Here is a 17043-nt window from a genome sequence, read left to right as displayed (position 1 = left end):
CGTCAGTACGACGGCAGCGACGGGTCCACGGTGTTGACCCAGGAGACGATGCCGCCCTGGACGTGCACGGCGTCCTTGAAGCCGGCCGCCTTCAGCGCGGCCAGCGCCTCCGCCGAGCGCACGCCCGACTTGCAGTGCAGGACGATCTGCCGGTCCTGCGGGAATTTCGCCAACGCCTCGCCGGAGAGGATCTCCCCCTTCGGGATCAGCACGGCGCCGGGGATCCGGTTGATCTCCCACTCGGCCGGCTCGCGGACGTCGACCAGGAACACGTCCTTGCCGGTGTCCTGCCAGTCCTTGAGCTCACGCGCGGTGATCGTGGAACCGGTCACCGCCTCCTGAGCCTCTTCGGAGACCGCGCCGCAGAAGTCCTCGTAGTCGTCCATGAGGTCGGTCAGCGTCGGGTTCTCCCCGCAGAGCACGCAGTTCGGGTCCTTCCGGACCTTGATCTTGCGATACTCCATCTCCAGAGCGTCGTAGACCATCAGGCGCCCGACCAGCGGCTCACCGATGCCGGTGATCAGCTTGATCGCCTCGTTGACCTGGATCGAGCCGATCGACGCGCAGAGCACGCCGAGGACGCCGCCCTCGGCGCAGCTCGGCACCATGCCGGGCGGCGGCGGCTCCGGGTAGAGGCAGCGGTAGCAGGGACCGTGCTCCTCCCAGAAGACCGAGGCCTGGCCGTCGAAGCGGTAGATCGAGCCCCACACGTACGGCTTGCCGAGCAGCACGGCGGCGTCGTTCACCATGTACCGCGTGGCGAAGTTGTCGGTGCCGTCGACGATCAGGTCGTACTGACTGAAGATCTCTTTGACGTTGTCGCGGTCCAGCGCGGTGTTGTGGATGACCACGTTCACCAGCGGGTTGACCTCGGCGATGCTGCGCGCCGCCGACTCCGCCTTGGGCGTGCCGACATCCGAGACGCCGTGGATGATCTGGCGCTGCAGGTTGGACTCGTCGACCGTGTCGAAGTCGATGATGCCGAGCGTGCCCACCCCGGCCGCGGCCAGGTAGAGCAGGGTCGGCGAGCCGAGGCCACCCGCGCCGACCGCGAGGACCTTGGCGTTCTTCAGCCGCTTCTGCCCGTCCATCCCGACGTCGGGGATGATCAGGTGACGCGAATAGCGGCGGATCTCGTCGACGCTCAGCTCGGCGGCCGGCTCGACGAGCGGGGGCAGAGCCACAGTTCACTCCCCGGGTTCGGTGGTAAGGATCGTCGCCCATTGTCGCTCGTTGAGCGCCGCCACGCCCATGACGTCGGACACGGGCCCGACATGCGGGATGCGGAATATTTCCGGGCCGGTCGTTACGGGCGCGCGTCGCCTGCGTACCGCTCGCCGTCCAGGAACGGCCAGGCGTTCCGGGTGCAACCCTCCAGACCGTACGTCTGCTGCAGCATCACCGGAGCCGGTTCGCCCTTGCCCGGGCACCCTTCGTGGCCGTGCCCGAGCTGATGCCCCACCTCATGGTTGATCGTGTATTCCCGGTACTCGCCCAGGTGGCCGTCGTACTCCGGGATGGCGGTCGCCCAACGCTCAGCATTGATGATCACCTGGCCCGGCACCCGGCACGAGGTGAACCCCTCGGTGTGCAGGCCACCGGCCGCGCACATCTTCTCCGAGGTGGTCGGCGAGGCCAGGAAGACGGTGAACTCCGCGTTGTCGGCCGACTTCGGCACCCGGCGCAGGCGCACCTTGCCGCCGCCGATCCAGCTCCGCCTGTCGCCGAGCGTGCGGTCGACGGTCCGGGCGAAGTCGTCGGGTGCGACGTCCCCGACCGTCTCCTCGACGGCGACCTTGAACCGGTGCAGGTCACCGCCGGTGCCGAGGACTGAGCCGCGCGAGGTCACGTACCGGAAGTGCCCGGCTTTCCCGTTCGTCTCGCTCAGCGCCGAACCGCGCTGCTCCGCCAGGTGATCACGCTGCCCGCGGTCCGCCTCGGGGGCGCCGATCGGCGCCGGGCGCGCCGCTTCCGGCTCCGCCACGGGTCGCTGCCGGTCCCGCAACTCATGGCCGACGACCAGGACGAGAGCGACGACCATGACGTACGCCAGGAAGGTGACCCGTCGGCGCCGGCGCAGCAGCTTCCGGCCGTCCGGGGTCAGCGTGCCGGATTCCTCGGGCTGCCCGTCGACATCCGGCGGCGCGTCACGGTCGATCTCGACGACCGGCGTCGCACCGCCCCGCGCGGTGGGGAGATCATCAGCGTGCACCTCGGCCGCGGCGGCGGTGTTCACCTCGACGGCGTGTGCCTCTGCCAGGCCGGCGGCGTGCGCCCCGGTCAGGCCGGCGGCGTCCGCCCCGGCCGGAGCGGCGGCGGGCGCCGGAATATGGCCGGACTGCTGCGGATCGACGTAGGCCGGTTGCTCATGGGTCGCCTGTTCGCCGAACGCGGTCTGATCGGCCGGATTCGCATACCCGGTGTGTCCCATCGAGGCCGCAAATCCGACATCTCCCGCCAGTTCCGCATATTCGGGATACCCCGCGCTCCCGGCATCCTCCGCCGGCCAGGCTGGGTCCATCCCGGCCACGTCAGAGGCGGCCAGACCGGTTCCGGCCAGATCACTCCCGGCCGCGGCACGCTCATCCTCGGCCGGATGCCAGAGGCCCTCCGGGATGCCGGCCGGAAGTCGCAGACTCTCCGGCAGGCCGGCCGGCGGGTGGTCGGTCGTTGACCAGAACCAGGCGTCGTGCGGGTCCTCGGGCTCCGGCTCCGGCCAGGCCACCGACCGGTCATGCAGATCGGGATAGACGCGGGGAATCTCCGCGGTATCGGACACGAACTGCGGCGGAAGGGCGGGCCGCAGGCTGTCCAGGTCCGCTTCCGACCATCGGATCGCGGCGTCCTGCTGTCCCATCGCTTGCGGGTACGCCGTCGGCCCCGCCGCTTGCGGGTATGCCGTCGGCCCCGCCCCTTGCGGGTACGCCGTCGGCTCCGTCCCTGGCGAGTACGCCGTCTGTCCCGCCTCGGGGTGCACCGCTTGTCCCGCGTCCTGCGGCTGCGCCGGGGTGTCCGCGGTCGTCCGCAGGATCGGCCGGCGGCGGCTGGGGCGGTCCGGTTCCACGATCGGCTCGGCTTCGGCGGGCGGCTCCTGCTGCTGCAGCCCCGCCCCTTGCCCGTCGACGGCGGCCGGGTCCGGCCGCGGTTCGGCACGCTGCTCGGACAGTGCCGCCGCCCGGGCCGCCCGCATCCGCCGCATGCTCTGCCAGTCGACGGGCTGCGGCTCGACCTCCGCCGGAGCATGCAGCTCAGCCTCGGTGATGACCACCGGCTGGTGATAGACGTCCACATCGGGCGCCGCCGAAGCCGCCCCCGCCGCCGACGCACGCGGCGCCGTCTCGACCGGCTGCCCGTAGACGTCCACGCCCCGCGCTGCCTGCGGACCCGCATCGGGGAGGAACGACGGCCGGTGTCCGTGTCCCACCGAAGCCTCTGGCGAATGCCGGCGAAGATCCGCCGCAGCCCAGCCGGCATCCGGGACTCCCGGTGCGCCAGGCTCGGCAGCATCCTGCCTGGTCGGGACGGCGGAATCGGTATCGGTAGGGGTGGCCTGCGCGGCCCGGGCAGCAGCCTGGGCAGCCCGGGAGGCGGCCAGGCGTTCGGCGGCCAGTTCCAGGATGCCGCGGGTCATGCCGGGTGGCAGGCCGGTCTCCGGATCCACCGGGGGTGGGGCCGGGCGCGGTTGCGCATGGCGCGCGGCCGAGGACCGATCCGGCACCCCCGCCGGCTGATCCGCCGACCCGACCGACGACCCGGGTGGCGCCCCGGGCGCCGATCCGTGCAGCGCTCCGGCCGCCGACCCCTGCAGCGCTCCGGCCGCCGACCCCTGCGGCCCTCCGGCCGCCGACCCCTGCAGCGCTCCGGCGGACGGGTTGAGCCGCGGCGGGGCCCCTTCGGCGCGGTGCCGAGCCAGGGGTTCCTCGCCGGACATCCGGTGCCGGCCGCCCGAAGTTTCCACCGGCTCACCGCTGCGTCGGTGCCGGCCGCCGGATTCGTCGCGGTCCGAGCCGGGGTGCAGCGCCGGCCGAGCGGGCTCACCGCCCCTGCTGATCGTCTTGCGCGGCGTCGCTCCGCCCGCGGGCTTGCGCGGCGTCCCGGCTGCCGGCTTCCGCGGCGTCGTCCCGGCCGGCGACGCGTCGCTGGACAGCGTCTTCCGCGGCCGCGCCGCGGTGCTCGTCTCGGCGGCCACCGCCCGGCTCCGCGCCGGTACATCGGCCGCGGTCTTGCGGGGCCGACCGGTGCCGGATCCGCTGGACGACGCCGCGCCCGGTGCACCGGAGCGCCCCGCTTCGCCTGCCGCACTCCGACCACGCGTCGCCTTCACAGTGTCGGCCCGCGCGGTCTTCACGGTGTCGGCTCGCGCGGTCTTCACAATCTCGGCTCGCGCGGTCTTCACAGTCTCGGCCCGCGCGGTCTTCACAGTCTCGGCCCGGGATGCCCTGGCGGCGGCCGTCCGGGTTGTCTTCGTGCCGTCCGTCCGGGTTGTCTTCGCGGCGCCGGACCGGGATGTCGTCGTGGCGTCGGACCGTGTGGCCTTCTTGGCGGTGTCGGTCTTCGCCGTGATGACGCCCTTGGCCGATGTCGCGGCCGCCGCGGACGTCTTCTTCGCGGGGTTCGGCGTGGTGCGGGCACGCCGGCCGCCGGCGGGCGGCTGGTCGCCGAAGGCCGGGTCCGGGGAGGCATTTGTCGCGTTTGCCATAACATCCGCCAGCGTGCCATGACTCGACGCGCGTCACAGGAGAATCGAATTCCCCACCGGAGAAACCCCGCACCACCCCGCCCCTCGACCGGCTGGCGGCTGCCGGCCGGCACCCCCGCCTCGCAGCGGACGGCGCCGCCGGGATCCGCACCGCCGCGATCCGCACCGCCGCGATCCGCACCGCCGCGAACCGCACCGCCGCGGACCACGCCCCGGGAACCGGGTCAGTAGGAGCGGGTCAGTGGGAGACGGACGGTCCGGTGAACGGGTGGTTGTCGAGGCGCGGCCAGGAGTAGGGCACGCAACCGCGCAGCATCAACGTCTGCTGGACCATGACCGGCGCCGGGCCGCCCGGCTCGGGGCAGCCCTCGTGGTGGTGGCCCAGCTCGTGCCCGACCTCGTGGTTGATCACATACATCCGGTAGGTGGCCAGCGGGATCTTGGCGGCGAGATACGGCTTGGCCGACTTCCGGTAGCGGTCCAGGTTGATGATCGCGGCGCCGGGGACGCGGCAGGACGTGTACGGGACGCCGCCGATGTGGATGTTCGTGCCACCCCGCTGACACATCTCTCCGGCCGTCTCCCGGGTCGCCAGGTAGACCGTGAAGTCGGCGTGATCGTCCGCGTCGACCATCTGCAGGCGCAGGTTTCCGTCACCGACCCAGCTGCGCGCGTCGCCGAGAGTCGACACCACCAGAGTGGCGAACGCGTTCGCGTCCTCCCCGGAGCCCTTCTCCACGGCGACGTGGAACCGACGGATCGGGCCTTTGCCGCCGAGCACGGCGCCGCGTTTCACGGCGTACACAAAATCGCCGGAACCGTGCGTCGGGACCGCCCCGGGCACCTGCAGGATCTCGGGGTCCAACGAGGTGGGGCCGGCCGATGGCGGAGCCGAGGTGTGTTCCAGGGTGGGCGCCGCCGAGGTCGGCGCAGCCGACGGGGAGGCCGCCGGGGACGGCGTCGCGGCGGCGGACGGCGTCGGCCTCCCGGAGTGCCGGACCGCCACCGTGATGACCACCAGCAGGACCAGCGTGATCGCGAACAGCGCCGGCCACCACTGCCGCCATCGATCGGTGGCACGTGCCGGCGGTTCGAGGGTGGGCGTACCGGAAGGGACCATGGTGCGCACCAGCCTCGCACACGAGCGCCATTCACATGGCCCCGTGCCGGATCAGCGGTGCGGTGCGCGGATGTCCTCCAGCATGCCGACGATCGCGCGGGCGACCAGCCGGGGCACCTCCATCTGCGCGACGTGCCCGACGCCGGGCAGGATCAGCAGCCGGCTGTCCGGGATGGTCCTGGCCACCTGGACGGGCACCCGCGGGTCGACCAGTTTGTCGGTCAGCCCGCCGATCACCAGGGTGGGGGCCTGGATCTGGGCGGCCAGCCGCCACTGCGAGTTGACGCCCGGCAGGTACGCCCGCAGGAAACTGCCGACGAGGCCGCGCAGGGTGCCCAGGTAGGCCCGCGGATAGTGGGCGACGGTGTAGCGGAGCTGGATCTCCGCCATCGCCTCGGCCCGCCGCTGCGGATGCACCTTGCTGGTGTCGCCGAAGCAGGCGGCCAGCACCTGCTCGGCCATCTGTTCCGCGGTGACCCGGGTGAGCGCCCACGCCATCAGGCGTTCGGCACCCGGCAGCGCGAGCAGCGGCAGCACCGGGCCCTGTGCGGTGCGACGTGGGTCGAGGAACGGCATCGCCGGGGAGATCAGGGTGAGGGTGCGCACCAGGTCGGGGCGCAGCGCGGCGACCCGTACCGAAATGGACCCGCCCAGCGAGTTGCCGACCAGGTGCACCGGGCCGCGGCCGGACGCGTCCAGATAGTCGATCAGGGTGGCCGCGAAGGCCGGAATCGAATATCGCGGGCTGGGGTCGCTGTAGCCGAATCCGGGCAGGTCGACCGCCTGCCCGTCGAACCGGTCGGCGAGCAGGCCGGCCAGGTCGGTGAAATTCTGGGAGGAACCGCCGAGGCCGTGCACGTAGACCGCGGGCTCGGCGTCCGGGCCCAGTGCCGGGGTGTCCCGCACGTGCAGCATGGCGCCGCCCACCTCGACCCGTCGTGCGGGCCACGGTGGCGGCACCTCACCCTCCGGCAGGAGCGTGTCCTCGCCGGCCAGCATCGCGCCTTTCACTACGCCAACAGTGCCTCGGCGCGGCGATTGACCGCGGCCAGTGTGGCGCGGACCATCGCGTGCCGATCGTCACCGGTGACCACGGCCGAGCCGGAGAGCTGCTCGACCCAGCCGCCACCGGCGCAGGACAGCAGCAGCACCACGACGGCGACCTGGGTGGAACCGAACGAGACGGCGGCCGCGTGCTCGACGAAGCAGCGGGCCGGGCCGTCGGTGTGGGTGGAGACGGCGAGCAGCTCGTCGACCGCGCCCGCGGTGGCGGTGGCACACAGGCGCAGCAGGTAGCCGTCGACGGCCGGGCCGGTGGCGACGCCGGAGGCGGTCCGGTCGCCGGCACGCAGTCGCACCTCGACGGAGGCGTCCGCGCCGAACGTGTTGACGTGCACGTTCTCGATCAGGACGCGGGGGCCGGGGCGGTCGCCGGGGTCGAGCGGGCGGGGACCGTTGAGGTCTCGCGGGGTGACAGCGGCACGCTCGGTGGCGGGGGCCGGCGGGGTCGACACCGGGGCGGCCGAGACCGGGGCCGGCGTGGGCACGGGTGCCGGCGACACCGGCTTGACCGAGGCACGGGCCGGCCGGGGTGCCGGGGTAGGCGGCGGCGTCGGGCTGGACTGCAGCGGACCGGGGGACAGCGGGTCGGCGGGCAGCGGACCGGCCGGCATTCCGCCGGGCATCGCCGCGTCCAGGCCCATCCGCTCGGCCAGCAGCCGGGCGACGTGTCGGCTCACCTCGGCCGCGTCGGCGCCGTCGGCCAGGTCCAGGCGCAGGCTGTGCGCGCCGGCCGGGGTGGCTTTCAGCGAGGCGTCCCGGACTCCGTCGACCTCGCGCACCGCGGCGAGGATGGCCTGCACGTCGAAGCCCTCCTGCCGCTCCTGGGCGGGCACGACGTCCCCGCGGCGCAGGTGCGTCGCGATGCGCGCCAGGGCGGGCGCCTCGGCCGATGGCTCCACGGAGGGCGGCTCCGGAACTCGGGGCACGTCCGGCTGGGCCGGCACGCGCTGGGGCAGGGCGTCGCTGGGCTCGCCCAGCGCGGCCGCCACCTCCTCCGGTGTACCGGAATATCCGGGGAAGACCGGGGCGGGGAAGGCGGGCGGCGCCGACGGCTCGTAAGCCCGGCGGGAGAAGCTGGAGGCATCGTACGTCGGCAGGCCGGTGCGGGCCTCGTTGTCCACCGATCGCTGGTCCCCCTGCGGGGCCGCCGGCTCCACCCGGGGCAGGCCCTGCGCGAGGGTGTCGTTGACCAGCGCGTGGCGGGAACGGATCGGCTCGGACGGCGCGTCGGTACGGCTCAGGGGATCTCCCAGGGTCGGGCCCGGCTCGGCGGGCTGCCAGTCGCCCCGGGCGGACGGGACCGGCCGGGGCATCGGCACGGCCGCGCGCTGCGCGGTGGCGGAGTGATACGAGTCGTCGAGGTCGCCCTCGTACGGGTAGGGGGGTGCACTGCTCGGGGCGGGCCCGGTGGACGCCGTATCGACCGGACGCGGCCGGTGACCGAGAATGTCAGCCAGACGGCTGCGTTCAGCGGGCCACGGTGTGGGCTCGGCGGCCCCGGAAGGGGGAATCTCGGTGGACGGTGGCGGGTCCACGAACCCCGGCGGCGGGGGCACCTGCGCCGGCACGGCGGAGCTGGGAGCCGGTCCGAAAGGGCGTGTCGGGCTCGGCTGCCGGCCGATGGCGCCGCGCCGCCACGGGGGCACGTCGGCCTCCTGTTCCCGTGCGGAACCCGCGTTCGACCACGGGTTTTCGCCGTTCACCCACCCGTTCACCCGATTGCGGTCACGCGCGTCGGCGCCGTTGCCGCCATGCGCGGCTCCGGCGTCTCCGGAATGCCCTGTTTCATCCACCGCGTGCTCCTCGCTCGCCCCCGCTGAGGCTACCGTGTGGTTGCAGTGGCGATAAGTTGCAGCGTCGCGACAATTGCCCGCACGACCGCGACATGCGCCGATCCGGGCAATCCGCGTCGACAAACCGCGGGGACCGACCCCCTGGAGGTTCACCAGATATGACCGCCGCGTCCGGCGGGGCTCAGACCACCCGCCCCACCCGGCTGCCCAGATCGGCACGCCGAAAGCAACTGCTGGCCGCCGCTCAGCAGATCTTCGTCGCGCACGGCTACCACGCCGCCGCGATGGACGACATCGCCGAGCGCGCGGGTGTCTCCAAGCCCGTGCTCTATCAGCACTTCCCCGGCAAGCTCGAGCTCTACCTGGCGCTGCTCGACACCCACTGCGACGCGATCATCGCCAAGGTCCGGGGCGCGTTGGAGGCGACCCCGGACAACAAGGAGCGGGTGAAGGGTGCCGTCCGGGCCTACTTCGACTTCATGGACCACGAGAGCGAGGCGTTCCGGCTCGTCTTCGAGTCCGACCTGCGCAACGACCCGCAGGTGCGCCAGCGGGTGGAGCGGGTCGAGCAGGGCTGCATCGTGGCGCTGACCGAGACGATCATCTCGGACACCGGGCTGCGCCCCGATCAGGCCCAACTGCTCGCCTCGGGCCTCGCCGGGGCCTCCGGGGCGGCCGCTCAGTACTGGTTGGCGAACGGCCGTCGTACGCCCAAAGCTGAAGCCGAGAGCCTCGTCGCCGCTCTGATCTGGCGCGGGATCGCCAGCTTCCCCCTCCAGGGCGGTTCAACGGCCGGAACGGCACCGGAAATCGGATAGCCTTTCCAAGCGGTACACGGGTTGACAGAGGAGGACTCCGTGGAGGTCAAGATCGGCGTGCAACAGTCGCCGCGTGAGCTCGTGCTCGAAAGCGCGCAGACCCCGGCGGAGGTCGAGCAGGCCGTGTCCGAGGCTCTGGCCAAGGACGGCGTCCTTTCGCTCACGGATGAGAAGGGCCGCAAGGTGATCGTCCCGGTCACCAAGCTGGCCTACGTGGAGATCGCCGAGGCCTCACACCGGCCGTTCGGCTTCACCACCCGCTGAGGTGACGGGAGGGGGCCCTGGTGATCAGGGTTCCCTCCCGCAACTGCTCTCGCGTACGTCTGCTATGGGTCGGGTAGAGTGGAGTCTGTCGCCGCCGGTGCCCAGTCGCTGGCGGCCCCGCGTGTGGCCCGCTTTCGAGCGTGCGGCCCGCGCCACAACAGACCGCGCCCCAGGACAGTCGACGGGCGCACCACGAGAGGGCACCCGTAAAACTTCATGACCGACATTGAGCAAGCTCTCATCCCCGTGACGAACCGCGCCCCGGTCCGCCCGGACAGCCCCACCTTCGCTGACCTGGGCGTCCGGCCGGAGACCGTCGAGGCGCTGGCGAAGGCCGGCATCACGCACGCCTTCGCGATCCAGGAGTACGCGCTGCCGATCGCGCTGCGCGGCACCGACCTGATCGGCCAGGCGCCGACCGGTACCGGCAAGACCCTCGGCTTCGGCCTTCCGCTGCTGGAGCGGGTCCTCGCCCCGTCCGAGGGCGCCGACGGCCGCCCTCAGGCGCTGATCGTCGTCCCCACCCGCGAGCTGGGCCTGCAGGTGGCCCGCGACCTGGCCGCCGCGGGCAGCACGCGCGGTGTCCGGGTGCTGCCGATCTACGGCGGCGTCGCCTACGAGCCGCAGGTGGAGCAGCTGAAGAAGGGTGTCGAGATTCTCGTCGGCACCCCCGGCCGGCTGCTCGACCTGGCCAAGCAGAAGCAGCTGAAGCTGAACGCGGTGGCCGCGCTGGTCCTCGACGAGGCCGACCGGATGCTCGACCTGGGCTTCCTCGACGACGTCGAGAAGATCCTGGCGATGCTCCCGGAGCAGCGGCAGACCATGCTGTTCTCGGCCACCATGCCGGACCCGATCGTGGCGCTGTCCCGCCGGTTCCTGCGCAACCCGATGACCATCCACGCCGGGCACACCACCGACAGCGGGCCGAACCCGCTGACCAAGCAGGTGGTCTACCGCACGCACCCGCTCAACAAGATCGAGATGGTGTCCCGGATCCTGCAGGCCAGGGACCGCGGGCTCACGATGATCTTCACGCGGACCAAGCGGGCCGCCGACAAGGTCTCCGAGGAACTGGACTTCCGCGGCTTCGCGGTCGCCGCGGTGCACGGCGACCTGGGTCAGGGCGCCCGTGAGCGCGCGCTGCGGGCCTTCCGCAGCGGCAAGATCGACGTGCTGGTCGCCACCGACGTCGCCGCCCGCGGCCTGGACGTCTCCGGCGTCACCCACGTGCTCAACTACGACTGTCCGGAGGACCCGGAGACGTACACGCACCGCATCGGCCGCACCGGTCGCGCCGGCGCCACCGGTGTCGCGGTGACGTTCGTCGACTGGGAGGACATGCCGCGCTGGGTCCTGATCGACAAGTCGCTGGTGCTCGGCATGCCGGAGCCCCCGGAGACGTATCACACCAGCCCCGCGCTCTACGCCGACCTGGACATCCCGTCGGACGTCTCGGGCACGCTGCCGACCGCGGAACGCAACCGGGCCGGCCTGTCGGCCGAGATCGAGGAGGATCTCGGCGGCGGTGGCCGCGGCCGGCGGTCGTCCCGTCCGGCACGCGGCGGGCGGTCCCGCGGCGGCTCCGGCTCTGCCCCGGCAGCGCCGTCCGACCCGGCTTCGCCGGCCGGCGACGGCGGCGACCGTCCCCAGCGGCAGCGGCGCCGGCGCAAGGTGGTCGAGGGTCCGGCTTCCGAGCTTGGCGGTACGCCGTCAGCCCCCGCCCTGGAAAGCCCCGCCGAGCCGTCGGCCGTGGCCCCTTCGGGTGACGAGCCGGCGCCGCGCTCGCGCAACCGCCGCCGCCGGGCGCCGGCCACGACCGTGGAATTCTCCGACACCGCGTCGGCGGCCACGGACGCCCCGGCGACAGCTTCGGTCGCCACCACCGCTGCCCCGGCCACCTCTGACCCGGCTACCACTGCCCCGGCTGCCGCAGCTCCGGCCGCCGCAGGCCCGGCCGCCGCAGGCCCGGCCGCCGCAGGCCCGGCCGCTCCGGTCGCGGAAGCCGCTCCGGCCGCCGCCGTCGCTGCCGAGCCGGCCGCGGAGTCCGCGTCCACCGGTGACGCCGCCCCGCGTCGCCGTCGGCGGCGGACGACTCGCGCCGACGAGCCGGCGGACAGCATGAGCGCCGGCTCCGAGGCAGGGGTCGGCACCGCCGAAGCCTGATCTGACACACCGGCGCCCGGGATCGCATCCACGATCCCGGGCGCCGCACTTTTGCCCGCCGCCGCCCGGGCGCCGCACTTTTGCCCGCCGCCGCCCGGGCGCCGCACTTTTGCCCGCCGGCGCGCGCAGCCGCCGCGTCTGCCAGGACCCGCAGCCCGCACACCGCCGCGAGCCTGAGGACCCGCCATCCACGACCCCCGCGCCTCACACCGCCGCGCGGCCCTTGCACCGCGCCCAGCCAGCCCCGCGCCTCACACCGCCGCGCGCCCTTGCACCGCGCCCAGCCGGCCCCGCGCCTCACACCGCAGGGCACGCCGACACCGCCACGCCGATCACCACGCGCCTGGTGCTGGCCCATTTCCCGGGACCCCACTTCTCGCGGGGTACATCCGCCGCTGACGTGGCACGGTTAGCGGCGCCGGCTGAGCGCGGCGGAGGGGCTGGATGGGGCGGTCACGCGGCTTACGACGTACTCTAATCGGATTTTTGGGTGTTTAGAGCCATCGATCGGCTAAGTCGGTCAGCAGGTTGACCGAGAGTTGGCCGGCCGCCGTCACCTCGGCCAGGAAGGCGTGCTGCTCGGCCCGACACCACGGCGTCGCATCCAGCTGCCGGTAGTAGCAGGCCGGGAAGAGCTCCGGGTCGACGCCCTCGAAGACGAAGAAGCGGTAGCCCTCGCGGCGGAATCGATACACTTCGAGGACGGCGGCGCCCAGCCATTGACCACCGTCGAGGTCGCCGAGGTAGCGGGCGCCGTGGTGCGCGACGAAACCGGTGGCCCGGTCGAAGGCCGCGGATCGCAACCGCGTGCATTAGGTGGTCGTGGCCGGCAGTGCGGCGATCCGCCCGGTCCAGCACGGACCGTGCAGAAAGCGCAGGTCAGCCTCGATCGCCGGCACCCGGAAGAGCTCCGGGAAGTGGAATCGGCCGGCCACCGGATCGCAGGCCATCGCGGCCGTGGCCAACTCCAGCGACTCGTAGACGAACCAGTGCTGGGCGACGAGCTCGGCGTAGGCGGCGATCGGCAGCCGCCCGCCGGCCAGGGCGACGACGAAACGATGGTGGCGGACCGCGGCGTACGCCTCGCCCAGAATTCTCCGCAGTTGGCCGGAGAGCATGCCGGTGTTTGGCGGATCCGCCAGTGACCACATCGGATGCTCCCCCTTCCGCGTCGACGATCAAACTAGCCCCCGCGGGGCGCCCATGGCGACCGGGCAGAATGGTGGGATGCCACAACCGCTCGACCAAGCCCTCGCCGAGGTGCGCGAACTGCTGCTCGCCCCCGGTCTGACCCGTGCCGTCGCGGCCGGGCGGCGCCGCGGACAGCTACCGTCGGTGACCCGAGCCCAGCTACGGCCGGTGACTCTGAAGAGCGGTCCGAAATTGCAGATCGTCACCGACGACGGTGCCCGACCCGCCACCCGCAACGTCACACCCGGCGCGGAAGCGGCCGCCGCGATCGACGAGCTGCTCGCCGAGCCGTTCGGCAACTGGCACATCGAGACCGATTCCGCCACCGTCCAGGTGCGGATCACCAAGAAGGGCGAGGCCCAGGTGCACCGCGCGGCGACCGTCGCGGCGCCCGTCGCGCAGGACCACGACCGGGCGAAACAGTGGCTGCTCGACCCGGGTGACCCGCTGTTCGAGGTGATCGGCGGCAACGCCGCGAAACGGCGGCAGATCGACGCGTTCCTGCGCGCGCTCGCCGCGACACTGCCCGACGAGCTGCCGCCGACGCTCCGCGTCGTCGACCTGGGCTGCGGAAACGCTTATCTGACCTTCGCCGCCTACCGCTATCTGGCCGGGCGCGGCGTGACACTCCAGATCGCCGGGGTCGATGTCCGCGAGGATCAGCGGGTACGCAACAACGCGGTCGCCGCCCAGCTCGGATGTGCGGCCGAGGTCAGCTTCGTGGCCGGCACCATCGAGGAGGCCGAGCTGCCGTTCACCCCCGACCTGGTGCTCGCGCTGCACGCCTGCGACACCGCGACCGACCAGGCGCTGGCCCGCGCGGTGCGCTGGGAGGCGCGCTGGGTGCTGGCCGCGCCGTGCTGCCACCACGACATCGCGGCCCAGCTCAAGGGCGGTGCGGCGCCGTCGCCGTACGCGGAGTTCACCCGGCACGCCATCGTCCGGGAACGGTTCGCGGACGTGCTGACCGACTCGCTGCGGGCCGCACTGCTGCGGTTGCACGGCTACCGGGTCGACGTGGTGGAGTTCATCGACTCGGCGCACACGCCGCGCAATCTGATGCTGCGGGCGCGGCGCAGCGGTGCGGCGGCGACGCCGGAGCAGCACGCCGAGTATGACGCGCTGATCCGGCAGTGGGGCGTCACGCCGGCGCTGTCCCGGCTGCTAGCCGACGGTTAGGGTCCACTCCGCGGTGTGCACCTGCCCGGCGACCTGGAAGTCGAAGAACATCCGGTAGTCGCCCGGGCCGGGCGCGGTGACCCAGAACTTGACCTTGCCGTCGACCGGCTGCAGCTCCGGGTGGATGTGCAGATAGGCGACGTCGCCGCGGCGCAGCACGACCAGATGACCGAAAGCGCCCAGATACGGCTCGACGGTCGCCGGGCGGCCGTCGGCCCCGGTCACACTGATCAGGACGGGTTGGACGGCCTGGGTGTTCGGCGCGCCCTCGTAACTGACCGTGAATCCACCGGTGGTGGTCCGACGGTCGGCCGGCGGGAGCGGCTGCGGCGCGTAATCGCCGGCGACGGTGAGATCGGTGCCGAGTGTGGTGGCGATCTGTCGGCCGCCGGCCAGCGCGGTGAAATCGGTGATCATGCGGTAGGCGCCGGGCCGGTCCAGGGTCAGATCGATCGACCAGGTGCCGTCGGTGGCCATCGTCGGATGCAGGTGCTGGAACCCGGTCAGGTCGCGGCGGACGATGATCAGGTGCAGCGGTTTGTCGTGGACGATCGCGTACGACGTGACCGGGGCGCCGCCCGGACCGTCGATCACGAAGCTGAGGCGCGCGCGGTGACCGGCGTCGAAACTGGTGGCGGCCGGGTGCAGGGTGAGTCCGTCGGAGCTGAGGGAGAGGCCGCCGAGCGCCGCGGCCATGGTGACGCCGGTGCCGGTGGTGCCGTGGGTGTGCGGCATGTTCTCGTTCATGACCATGCCGGTGGTGGGGCTGGGGCCGGCGGCGGCCGGGGTGGCGGTGCCGTTGTTGAGGCGGCCCAGGCCGTAGCCGGCGAACAGGACGACGATGAGCAGGGCGCCGAAGGCGGCGAGCCGGAAGGTGTTTCCGCTGGGGGGATGCTCCGGCTCGTCGTCCTGGTGCAGGGCATCGTCGGTCGTGTCCGGGAGTGACCATCTGCCGGACTTGACGGACTTCTGCTTCTTTATCGCACTCTGCGGTTCGGGGACAGCGGGCGTCGGGTCGGCTGCCCTGCCTTCGCCGGCTAATTCGCCCCTGTGGGTCGTGGCGTCGGCGCCGGGCTGGTCAGGCATCCGCGAGCTGGTAGCCGGCCTCGTCGACCGCCGCGCGGACCGCGTCGTCGGTGAGCGGCGCCTCGCTGGTCACCGTGACACCGCCGGAAGCCAGGTCCACGCTCACCTCGGCCACCCCCGGAAGCGCCGAGATCTCCTCGGTCACCGCGTTGACGCAGTGCGAGCAGGTCATGCCCTGGACGGTGTAGGTGCTGGTGACAGCCATCTTGAACGCCTTTCACTACCGTTGCACATGGTTAGTCGCTCGACGACCCGCTCGGGTTCCGTCAGGATTTGATCAGTCGGGCGATCGCGTTCGACGCTTCTTTGACCTTGTCGGACGGGTCCCCGGCGCGTGCCGCATCCACCACGCAGTGGGCCAGATGATCCTCCAGCAGCCCGACCGCGACCGCCTGCAGCGCACTCTTCGCCGCGGAGATCTGGGTCAGGACATCGATGCAGTACGTGTCCTCGTCCACCATCCGCTGCAGCCCGCGGATCTGGCCCTCGATCCGCCGCAGCCGCCCGAGCAGGGCAGCCTTGTCCCCCGAGTAGCCGTGCGGACCGTGCCCCGTGTTCGCCTCCTCCGACATGCCCCTAGCATACCCCCCGCCGGTATCCGCGGGACTTGCGTACCGTTCGCCGGACATTGTCGTACCCGACCGTTAGATTGCCGCCGTGACGGAATGGCAGGTGGCACACCGATCCGCTCTCGATCATGTCGTGACGCTGATCGCCGGCTCCGAGTGGGCCGAGACGGTGGTCCTGCGCGGCAGCATGGCGATGCCGGCCTGGGTCGGCGACGCCGCCCGCCCACCCGGCGACCTCGACCTGATTCTGCTCCCCAGCCCGATCGTCGGCGTCGACACCCGCGAGCCGTGGCCGTTCGTCCCCCACCTCGGCCCGTCCCAGCATTGGCCGGAGGCCGTCCACGGCGGCGCCCGCAACGAGATCTGGACCTTCGAGGAGTTCGAGACCGGCGGCCTGCGCCCCGTCCTCCCACCGGAGGGCCTGCACTGGATGACCAGCCTCGACGTGTCCGAGCCGTTCGACTTCGCCCACCAGTTCCTGATCGACCTGCTCACCGGGCATCCCCGCACCCCCGACGGCGTCCTGCTCGACCTCGACGCCGCCACCGAGAACCTCAGCTGGGACTACAGCGAACCGGACGAATACACCACCACCAGCGAGAACGGCCGAGCCCGGCTCCGCATCCCGTGGACCACCCCCGCCGGCCTTCCCGGTCACATGCAGATCGATTTGTCGTACGACGAACCACTCCCCACCCCACCCGTCCTGACCGCCGTGCCGCGGGTCGCCGCCCCGCCGATCGCCGTCCTCACCGCCGGCCGGGAGCTCTCCCTGGCCTGGAAACTCCACTGGCTGGCCGCCGACCAGCAGTCGGAGGGCCGGTCCGCCGCCAAAGACCTGTACGACGCCGTCCTGCTGGCCGAACTCCCCCAGATCCGCCTGCGGCCCCGCCTGCAGCGGCTGGCGCTGCCCCAGCCCTTATCACCGACCGCCCTGGCCGGCTGGACCATCGACGGCCCGCTACCCGGCGGCCCGGCGCCCTGGCTGACCCGGCTCGCCACCGCCCTCCCCCACCTGACCGCCGCCCCTGCCCCATGACCACGCCAGCCACCCGCGCTGCCCCACTGCCGACACCACCGCGCGACGCGTCCCGCCATC

At 72.5% G+C, this 17043-nt stretch carries 14 protein-coding genes and 1 pseudogene; 6 read left to right on the top strand and 9 right to left on the bottom strand.

Annotated features, from left to right (window positions below):
• Window positions 1-2 precede the first annotated feature (2 nt).
• Window positions 3-1184: an adenylyltransferase/sulfurtransferase MoeZ gene (gene moeZ / locus ACSP50_RS03115; RefSeq protein WP_014687701.1), complete on the bottom strand. Its 1182-nt coding sequence runs from the start codon at window positions 1182-1184 to the stop codon at window positions 3-5.
• Window positions 1185-1306: 122 nt separating this feature from the next.
• On the bottom strand, window positions 1307-3958 hold the full coding sequence (locus ACSP50_RS43700) for a DUF3152 domain-containing protein (RefSeq protein ID WP_231956854.1): 2652 nt from the start codon (window positions 3956-3958) through the stop codon (window positions 1307-1309).
• A 97-nt stretch (window positions 3959-4055) separates the two neighbouring features.
• Between ACSP50_RS43700 and ACSP50_RS03105 the strand changes: the two genes are divergently transcribed.
• Window positions 4056-4721, top strand: a complete 666-nt coding sequence (locus ACSP50_RS03105) for a hypothetical protein (protein ID WP_155123431.1) — start codon at window positions 4056-4058, stop codon at window positions 4719-4721.
• A gap of 216 nt (window positions 4722-4937) precedes the next feature.
• Here ACSP50_RS03105 and ACSP50_RS03100 read toward each other — a convergent pair whose 3' ends face one another.
• Genes ACSP50_RS03100 through ACSP50_RS03090 form a run of 3 tightly spaced genes read right to left on the bottom strand, consistent with a single transcriptional unit; the run spans window position 4938 to window position 8194 of the window.
• Window positions 4938-5819, bottom strand: a complete 882-nt coding sequence (locus tag ACSP50_RS03100) for a DUF3152 domain-containing protein (RefSeq protein WP_014687698.1) — start codon at window positions 5817-5819, stop codon at window positions 4938-4940.
• A gap of 51 nt (window positions 5820-5870) precedes the next feature.
• On the bottom strand, window positions 5871-6830 hold the full coding sequence (locus tag ACSP50_RS03095) for an alpha/beta fold hydrolase (RefSeq protein WP_043510757.1): 960 nt from the start codon (window positions 6828-6830) through the stop codon (window positions 5871-5873).
• Window positions 6830-8194 carry a Daple gene (locus ACSP50_RS03090; protein ID WP_369793943.1) on the bottom strand — a complete coding sequence of 455 codons (1365 nt, stop codon included), beginning with the start codon at window positions 8192-8194 and terminating at the stop codon, window positions 6830-6832. Before ACSP50_RS03090 ends, ACSP50_RS03095 begins: the two co-directional genes overlap by 1 nt.
• A gap of 638 nt (window positions 8195-8832) precedes the next feature.
• On the opposite strand from ACSP50_RS03090, the gene ACSP50_RS03085 reads away from it, so the two are divergent.
• From ACSP50_RS03085 to ACSP50_RS03075, 3 genes are all read left to right on the top strand, one after another.
• Window positions 8833-9492 (top strand): TetR/AcrR family transcriptional regulator, encoded by a 660-nt coding sequence (locus tag ACSP50_RS03085; protein WP_014687695.1) that lies wholly within the window; start codon window positions 8833-8835, stop codon window positions 9490-9492.
• A gap of 39 nt (window positions 9493-9531) precedes the next feature.
• Window positions 9532-9756, top strand: a complete 225-nt coding sequence (locus ACSP50_RS03080; protein WP_014687694.1) for a DUF3107 domain-containing protein — start codon at window positions 9532-9534, stop codon at window positions 9754-9756.
• A 216-nt stretch (window positions 9757-9972) separates the two neighbouring features.
• On the top strand, window positions 9973-11919 hold the full coding sequence (locus tag ACSP50_RS03075) for a DEAD/DEAH box helicase (RefSeq protein WP_014687693.1): 1947 nt from the start codon (window positions 9973-9975) through the stop codon (window positions 11917-11919).
• A gap of 494 nt (window positions 11920-12413) precedes the next feature.
• Here ACSP50_RS03075 and ACSP50_RS03070 read toward each other — a convergent pair.
• A pseudogene (locus ACSP50_RS03070) lies at window positions 12414-13037 on the bottom strand (heme oxygenase (biliverdin-producing)).
• Between the two features lie 109 nt (window positions 13038-13146).
• On the opposite strand from ACSP50_RS03070, the gene ACSP50_RS03065 reads away from it, so the two are divergent.
• On the top strand, window positions 13147-14289 hold the full coding sequence (locus ACSP50_RS03065) for an SAM-dependent methyltransferase (protein ID WP_043513442.1): 1143 nt from the start codon (window positions 13147-13149) through the stop codon (window positions 14287-14289).
• Here the strand turns inward: ACSP50_RS03065 and ACSP50_RS03060 are convergent.
• The 3 genes from ACSP50_RS03060 to ACSP50_RS03050 form a co-directional block, all read right to left on the bottom strand.
• Entirely contained in the window at window positions 14275-15375 is a 1101-nt protein-coding gene (locus tag ACSP50_RS03060) for a hypothetical protein (protein WP_014687689.1), read from the bottom strand. The two genes, ACSP50_RS03065 and ACSP50_RS03060, sit on opposite strands and share 15 nt — an antisense overlap.
• Window positions 15368-15580 (bottom strand): heavy-metal-associated domain-containing protein, encoded by a 213-nt coding sequence (locus ACSP50_RS03055; RefSeq protein WP_014687688.1) that lies wholly within the window; start codon window positions 15578-15580, stop codon window positions 15368-15370. Before ACSP50_RS03055 ends, ACSP50_RS03060 begins: the two co-directional genes overlap by 8 nt.
• Before the next feature lie 61 nt (window positions 15581-15641).
• Window positions 15642-15947 (bottom strand): metal-sensitive transcriptional regulator, encoded by a 306-nt coding sequence (locus ACSP50_RS03050; RefSeq protein ID WP_014687687.1) that lies wholly within the window; start codon window positions 15945-15947, stop codon window positions 15642-15644.
• Between the two features lie 85 nt (window positions 15948-16032).
• Between ACSP50_RS03050 and ACSP50_RS03045 the strand changes: the two genes are divergently transcribed.
• Entirely contained in the window at window positions 16033-16983 is a 951-nt protein-coding gene (locus ACSP50_RS03045; protein ID WP_231956853.1) for a nucleotidyl transferase AbiEii/AbiGii toxin family protein, read from the top strand.
• The last annotated feature ends 60 nt before the right edge of the window (window positions 16984-17043 follow it).

It is taken from the genome of Actinoplanes sp. SE50/110 (assembly GCF_900119315.1).
Classification (GTDB): Bacteria; Actinomycetota; Actinomycetes; order Mycobacteriales; family Micromonosporaceae; genus Actinoplanes.
Note: the sequence above shows the minus strand (reverse complement) of the source record. Positions and strands in the feature narration are given on the sequence as shown.

Excerpts from the sequence above, each read along its gene's own strand:
- ACSP50_RS03075 (WP_014687693.1), top strand. The coding sequence starts at position 9,973 with ATGACCGACATTGAGCAAGCTCTCATCCCCGTGACGAACCGCGCCCCG.
- ACSP50_RS03055 (WP_014687688.1), bottom strand. The coding sequence starts at position 15,580 with ATGGCTGTCACCAGCACCTACACCGTCCAGGGCATGACCTGCTCGCAC.
- ACSP50_RS03050 (WP_014687687.1), bottom strand. The coding sequence starts at position 15,947 with ATGTCGGAGGAGGCGAACACGGGGCACGGTCCGCACGGCTACTCGGGG.
- ACSP50_RS03060 (WP_014687689.1), bottom strand. The coding sequence starts at position 15,375 with ATGCCTGACCAGCCCGGCGCCGACGCCACGACCCACAGGGGCGAATTA.
- ACSP50_RS03100 (WP_014687698.1), bottom strand. The coding sequence starts at position 5,819 with ATGGTCCCTTCCGGTACGCCCACCCTCGAACCGCCGGCACGTGCCACC.
- ACSP50_RS03085 (WP_014687695.1), top strand. The coding sequence starts at position 8,833 with ATGACCGCCGCGTCCGGCGGGGCTCAGACCACCCGCCCCACCCGGCTG.
- ACSP50_RS03090 (WP_369793943.1), bottom strand. The coding sequence starts at position 8,194 with ATGCCCCGGCCGGTCCCGTCCGCCCGGGGCGACTGGCAGCCCGCCGAG.
- ACSP50_RS03065 (WP_043513442.1), top strand. The coding sequence starts at position 13,147 with ATGCCACAACCGCTCGACCAAGCCCTCGCCGAGGTGCGCGAACTGCTG.